Here is a 6,018-nt window from a genome sequence, read left to right on the forward strand (position 1 = left end):
AAAAAACCGCCGATCTGGCGTTCGTGATAGGCTTCCGCGCAACGTTCCTCGAAACGGCGGGCAAAAAGCATTTCACGCAACAGGCGCTTCTGGTCCGTGGCGTCCATGGTCCTCCAAGCAAAAAATGGACCTCATCGGCTGGGATGCAGGTCGCGAGTGAATATTGAGATCAAAGTTTTGGGAATGATGGCCCAGGCCATGGCAAAACGTCAAGAGTGCTTACATATGAAGCACCATCGCGCCCGCAGCAGGGACGATCCCAAACTTAAATTGGAACCCGGCTTATAACAGAAGGGAACAATATTTGGAATGATGCACAAAAAATGGGCGGGAGGGCCGCCCATGAATATTGCTGGAGGAGGGTACATAAGTATAGCAAGCTCACTACAATACAAATTTAGCAAAGTTCATGCCAATATGCAGAACCAGAAAAATAAAGGGTTAACCACCCACGGCTGGCAACAATTGCCCCAATATGGCGCAAACACGCCCGGGCACGCACCTCCAGGACGCAGAAAACCCGCCCTATTTTTGTGGCGGGTTTTCTTGCCGAGCCCACCCCGATAATCTCGGGGTGCTGATCACAAAGCAGGACTCAGAACATGAACCCAGTCTCTAACATGCCGCGGAGCTGGGTGGTGTTCGTGCCGCCAGACAGCCCCAATCCGGCAGGAGCAGACGCCGCGACATAGGAGAGATCCGCCCGCGCGAAGAAGCCGCCATCCTGGTAGGTTGGGGTCAGCGTGATGGACCAGGCGTGGGAATCAGCAGGCAAGTCCGTCAAAGTGGCCGCTACGCCAGTGCTATTAAGCATTTCTCCAGGCTTTCCACCAACCCCCAAATATTCTACCCGGCCACCCAGGGATATGGTATTAGTGAAACTATAATCAGCCAGCAAAGAAGCGCCATAATTGGAGAAAGAATGCGCAATGCCCAACCGGTTGGACTGCGGGGTATGCATATATTGCACATAAGGCTCAATCATCCATGGCCCGGAGCTGTAGACATACTCCACGCCATAGATGTCGCTGGAAGTCCCATACGATGAATAAGCAACATCCGGGGAACTCGTACGTACATTACCGAGTGGCCCCTGCGCATAGAAACTCACAGTATTGGAACCATTGATGGCATAGCTCAGCAATCCACTCATGACATTGTAACGATTGGAGTAATAACCGTCATTCAAGGAAACTGAGGCGCTGATGGGGCCTTTACTGGCGTTAAACTGAACGCCACGACTGACAATCGGCTCGACATCCCACAGCAGGCCACGTGCGATATTGATATTCTGGTAGGTAAAACCACCTTCGGCGCCAATAAGCGTAGGGAGTTTGCCAACCTCCACCGAGTAATCAGAAGAAGGAGCGTACTTTAAGTAGGCGACGGGCATGGCACCAAAGAAGTTAATGTCGCTCGTGGAGGAAGGAATAGCAGCCGCCAGCGTGGGGAAGCTGTAGGCACCCGCCTGGATATAAAACTGCAGAGCGCCCGTATTCTTTTGAATAATGACCATTCCATTAGTAATATCAGCGCCAACATTCTTAGCGCCCATGGTGCCGGCTGCACCCTGTGGAAAATCCTGATAAAAAGCCATGCCACTGGCGATACCCTGCACATCCAGCTTACCGAGAGGGCCGGCACTGAAGGTCAGCGGGGCGGGCATGGACAGGGGACTGGCCTGAGCTACCCCGGCCATCATCGGGAGGCTTAGGGCGATGGCGGCAAGTACCGATCTGCGCAAAGAGCGGGAAGCATGGTTAGCGTTGTGGTGCAACATAACGACTCCTTCAGTTTGTATGAAAAAATTAGCCACTGTTGCTAAAAAGCAAACATCATGCCATCAGCAACATAGTCCAATAATGTTCATTCTATCCATACAAAACAAGGGACCAATTATAAATTTTCAGCCGGGCATACTGGCCCGACCGCACCATAGTGGTGCGTTTAGCACCAAATCAACGCACGCTATGAACCTCCATATCAGAACCACCCCATCCTATGCTGGGCAACCCACCGCAGCATCCAGCGTCTCAGTCATCATCATGCCGCCAGCGTCCGGCCCAAGGCGGCGGTCCTCGACGTTCCCATCGTCTGGGGCCATAGACTCGCGCGGGCCGCGCCGCCACGTAGTAACCCGGCGGAGACGGCGGGTAATAGACCGGGGGAGGGGGCGGCGCATAATAACCCGGCGCATCACCGAGGAATACGCTCAATCCCGGAATAACAAGCCCCAGAGACGGCCCATCATCCGCCCATGCGGCGACTGGTGCGCAGGCCAAGCCGCAAGCGAACATCACACGGCCGGCAAACGTCAGCCAGCGTGGACGGACAGCGAATGCCAATGGCTTAATCATAAAAAACTCCTTGTCTTTGTTAAACGAATCCACTGCAAACAGGCATCGGCTAAGGACCGTATGCCCGCTTCCAGATAGGATGCCCAGATGAGAGTGCACAAATGATGCCAAAATTATTACCTATTGTTTTCATACGGTTACATAATTTAAGCTGTAGAAAAATGGCTACAGCATTTGCACACAAATACAACATTAATATTGTTTTCAGCATATTACACTGTCGCCCATCCATACGGAATACGGGATACTTTTGAACGGCGTTACGGCAATAGCGCGACATGAGCCAGCCCCAAATCTTCCGGCAGCGAGAACATGCGGTTCATGTTTTGCACGGCCTGTCCTGCGGCCCCTTTAACCAAATTATCAATAACCGAGAGAATGACCACTTGTCCCGGTCGTGGCTGATGCAGGGCTATGCGGCAAACGTTGGCACCGCGCACAGAGCGGGTGGCGGGATGACTGCCGAAGGGCATCACATCCACAAAGGGCTCGCCGGCATAGCGGCGCGCATAGAGATCCTGCAATGCCGTGTCACGCATGGGTCGACGCAAGCGTCCATAGAGGGTGGCATGGATACCGCGGATCATGGGCATAAGGTGCGGGGTGAACTGCATTTCCAATTCGGTGCCACTGATTGCTGAAAGCACCGCCTCGATTTCCGGCCGGTGCCTATGACCGCTCACGCCATAAGCGCTGACGCTGTCTGCCGCTTCAGGGAGCAACAGGCCAACCTTAGCGCTGCGACCCGCGCCGCTGACCCCGGATTTACAGTCCGCGATCAGCAGCTCTTCGTTCAGCAAACCAGCCGCCAGCAGCGGCGCAAAACCGAGGATAACCGCCGTCGGATAACAACCTGGATTGGCCACCAGCCGCGCTTCACTGACCTGCGCCCGGTAGTATTCGGGCAAACCATAGCAGGCTTCGGCCAGCGCCGCGGGCGCACGATGCACCATACCGTACCACTGGGCAAAAATCTCCGTGTCTGACAGGCGGAAATCGGCCCCCAGATCAATGACCCGCACGCCCTTGGCCAAGAGCTCCGGGGCACGGTCCATCGCCACCCCATGGGGTGTCGCAAAAAATACGACGTCCAGTTGATCCAGCAGCGCGGGATCTGGCGTGGTGTAGCACAGATCACAGTGGCCACGCAGATTAGGAAAATGTTCGTCCACACGCTGCCCGGCCTCGGCACGGGAGGTAATGACCGTCACCTCGACTTCCGGATGCGGCAGCAGCAAACGGAGCAACTCCACCCCGGTGTACCCCGTACCACCGACAATGCCCACATGAATCATACTCCCCTCCACATGATCTTAAGCTGCAACGGAAAAAGCCGCCCGAAGGCGGCTTGCTTTCCAGTCTGAAGCGCGCGTGATTAACGCTTGGAGAACTGGTGACTACGCCGGGCCTTATGCTTGCCGACCTTCTTGCGCTCCACTTCGCGAGCGTCGCGGGTGACAAAACCCGCCGTGCGCAGAGGCCGCCGCAAGGTTTCATCATAAACCATAAGGGCGCGGGTGATACCATGGCGGATGGCACCGGCCTGACCGCTGGCACCACCGCCACTGACGTTGACCAGAATGTCGAACTGGCCACCGTGACCAGTCAATTCCAGAGGTTGCATGACCACCATGCGCGAGGTTTCGCGGCCGAAGTAATCTTCCAGGGTGCGCTTGTTGATGACGATTTTGCCGGAGCCACGGCGCAAATACACGCGGGCTGTTGCACTTTTACGCCGACCGGTACCGTAATATTGTTCCATTAAGTCTTCGCCTTAAACGTTCAGGGGCTGCGGCTGCTGCGCCGAATGAGGATGCTCGGAGCCGGTGTAGACCTTGAGCTTCTTGAACATCGCCCGACCCAGCGGATTCTTGGGCAACATACCCTTGACCGCGAGTTCGATGATCCGCTCCGGGTGCGTCTCCATCATCTTCTCGAAGGAAGCACTCTTCAGGTTGCCGACGTAGCCGGTGTGATGGTAATAAATTTTGTCTTTGGCCTTGTTGCCCGTGACCGCGATCTTGTCGGCATTGATGACGACAATGTAATCGCCGGTGTCGGCATGGGGCGTGTACTCGGGCTTATGCTTGCCACGCAAACGTTTGGCCAACTCTGAAGAGAGACGGCCCAGAACTTTATTGGTGGCATCCACCACGAACCAGTCCCCTTGCACTTCATGAGACTTGGCAGAATAGGTCTTCATCACACAACTCCGGCTTCGGATCTTTCACTGAGGGGCGGAAGATTAGCGACGATAGGGGCGGATGTCAAGGTGTTTGCGGACTCTCAGGTAATAAGCAATGGCACCGTCGACATCCTCCGTCGCTTGCGCACGGAGCACCACGCGCTTTCCGGCCCACCGAGGTATATATCCGGCGTAACCAGAAAGGCTCGGTCGCCGCCGTGCCTTTCTAAGCAGTGCCCGGAAACAGCACTCAGAGGATCAGGATTTTGCTCGTGGCTTCATCGGGCAGGTCTTGATGCCCAGCAAGGGATACAGCGCGCAGAAACCGGTGAGCCCGGTAATCAGTGGCACCAAACCCACCAACGCCCACCATTTGTTCGCGCCCGGCAGAAAAACTGCCAGCGCTATAATAATGGCCAAACCTACAATCACGCGGATAATCCGGTCCGCAGCCCCTTCGTTGACAGGCATTCTTCACTCTCCCGCAGGTGGTCACCCGCATCGCTATGATGAGCTAGGAGTATAGAGCATTTCCCATCTCGACGAATTGCCGAGGGCTCAAAAATGATCGATGTATACCAGTTTCTCCACAGGTTCCCGGTTGCGAGGCCAAGCATTATCCGTGCCTTTACCGACCGCAACCATATAGCCAATCGCAAAATCTGCCGGTAGATGGATAATCTGCGCCACGGCATCAAAATCGAAGCCGTCCATGGGGCAAGAGTCATAACCGAGATCCTGGGCCACCAGCATCAGGGCCATGCCAAAAATGCCCAAGGTGCGCATGGCCTCATCCCGCGCCACTTCCTGCTTACCACGATAATACTCATCCAGCTTCGGCAGCAGAAAATCCTGCACCGGCTGTGGCGATGTCGCCCAATAGCGCCGCGGCTCTTTCTGCCAGGCATTGAGGTCGGCACAAAGCACGTAGAGCGCGGAAGCATCAGTCACCTGCGCCTGTCCCCAGGCGACCTCACGAATAGCCGCCCGCTCCGCCGGATCCTGTACATCCACAACCCGCCAATGTTGAATATTATACGCACTGGGCGCCAACACCGCCGTCTCCAGCAGCACCCGCCGTGTTTCTTCGGATATTTTGTGGTGCGGATCAAAGGACTTTACAGCACGTCGATTTTTTATTGCAGCAATCACTTCCATACATGCCTCACAATATACCGAAATAGGGGCACCATATAAGATCGACCGGTTGGCATTGTCAAGCGAAGGGGGCAGAGCGCCGGGCATCACGCCTAAGACAGGACCCAAGACAGGGGATAACGACAAAAAACAACCCCGACTCGATGTTAATGAGTACGGGGTTGTATGGTATAGGTGTCTGGCGGTGACCGACTTTCGCGGAGGGAGACCCTCAACTATCATAGGCGCTGCAGCGTTTCACGGTCCTGTTCGAGATGGGAAGGGGTGGTTCCACTGCGCTATGGCCGCCAGACAAGGTTAAACTGGTCTGGCCCTGGG

The 6,018-nt window shown here is 55.4% G+C and carries 7 protein-coding genes and 1 rRNA gene; all 8 read right to left on the reverse strand.

All coding sequences use genetic code 11. The features are described from left to right. Positions 1 to 595: 595 nt before the first annotated feature. Positions 596 to 1,780, reverse strand: a complete 1,185-nt coding sequence (locus tag HF921_RS09155) for an outer membrane beta-barrel protein (RefSeq protein WP_215893707.1) — start codon at positions 1,778 to 1,780, stop codon at positions 596 to 598. Positions 1,781 to 2,033: 253 nt separating this feature from the next. Continuing rightward, positions 2,034 to 2,357 carry a hypothetical protein gene (locus HF921_RS09160; protein WP_064218111.1) on the reverse strand — a complete coding sequence of 108 codons (324 nt, stop codon included), beginning with the start codon at positions 2,355 to 2,357 and terminating at the stop codon, positions 2,034 to 2,036. A 260-nt stretch (positions 2,358 to 2,617) separates the two neighbouring features. Continuing rightward, a complete protein-coding gene (gene argC, locus HF921_RS09165) occupies positions 2,618 to 3,652 on the reverse strand; it encodes an N-acetyl-gamma-glutamyl-phosphate reductase (protein ID WP_215892224.1) in 1,035 nt (344 codons plus the stop codon). Between the two features lie 80 nt (positions 3,653 to 3,732). After that, positions 3,733 to 4,119 (reverse strand): 30S ribosomal protein S9, encoded by a 387-nt coding sequence (rpsI, locus tag HF921_RS09170; protein WP_014030394.1) that lies wholly within the window; start codon positions 4,117 to 4,119, stop codon positions 3,733 to 3,735. 12 nt (positions 4,120 to 4,131) lie between these two features. Then, entirely contained in the window at positions 4,132 to 4,560 is a 429-nt protein-coding gene (rplM, locus tag HF921_RS09175; RefSeq protein WP_014030395.1) for a 50S ribosomal protein L13, read from the reverse strand. 240 nt (positions 4,561 to 4,800) lie between these two features. After that, positions 4,801 to 5,013 carry a YgaP family membrane protein gene (locus HF921_RS09180; protein ID WP_215892223.1) on the reverse strand — a complete coding sequence of 71 codons (213 nt, stop codon included), beginning with the start codon at positions 5,011 to 5,013 and terminating at the stop codon, positions 4,801 to 4,803. Between the two features lie 87 nt (positions 5,014 to 5,100). After that, positions 5,101 to 5,700, reverse strand: a complete 600-nt coding sequence (locus HF921_RS09185; protein ID WP_064218108.1) for a nitroreductase family protein — start codon at positions 5,698 to 5,700, stop codon at positions 5,101 to 5,103. A 176-nt stretch (positions 5,701 to 5,876) separates the two neighbouring features. Continuing rightward, positions 5,877 to 5,992: ribosomal RNA gene (gene rrf / locus HF921_RS09190) — 5S ribosomal RNA — on the reverse strand. Positions 5,993 to 6,018: the final 26 nt, after the last annotated feature.

Origin of the sequence: Acidithiobacillus ferriphilus, from assembly GCF_018854775.1 — a bacterium.
Taxonomy (GTDB): domain Bacteria; phylum Pseudomonadota; class Gammaproteobacteria; order Acidithiobacillales; family Acidithiobacillaceae; genus Acidithiobacillus; species Acidithiobacillus ferriphilus.

Coding starts and splice junctions, on each gene's coding strand:
- HF921_RS09155 (WP_215893707.1), bottom strand. CDS start 1,780: ATGTTGCACCACAACGCTAACCATGCTTCCCGCTCTTTGCGCAGATCG.
- HF921_RS09160 (WP_064218111.1), bottom strand. CDS start 2,357: ATGATTAAGCCATTGGCATTCGCTGTCCGTCCACGCTGGCTGACGTTT.
- argC (WP_215892224.1), bottom strand. CDS start 3,652: ATGATTCATGTGGGCATTGTCGGTGGTACGGGGTACACCGGGGTGGAG.
- rpsI (WP_014030394.1), bottom strand. CDS start 4,119: ATGGAACAATATTACGGTACCGGTCGGCGTAAAAGTGCAACAGCCCGC.
- rplM (WP_014030395.1), bottom strand. CDS start 4,560: ATGAAGACCTATTCTGCCAAGTCTCATGAAGTGCAAGGGGACTGGTTC.
- HF921_RS09180 (WP_215892223.1), bottom strand. CDS start 5,013: ATGCCTGTCAACGAAGGGGCTGCGGACCGGATTATCCGCGTGATTGTA.
- HF921_RS09185 (WP_064218108.1), bottom strand. CDS start 5,700: ATGGAAGTGATTGCTGCAATAAAAAATCGACGTGCTGTAAAGTCCTTT.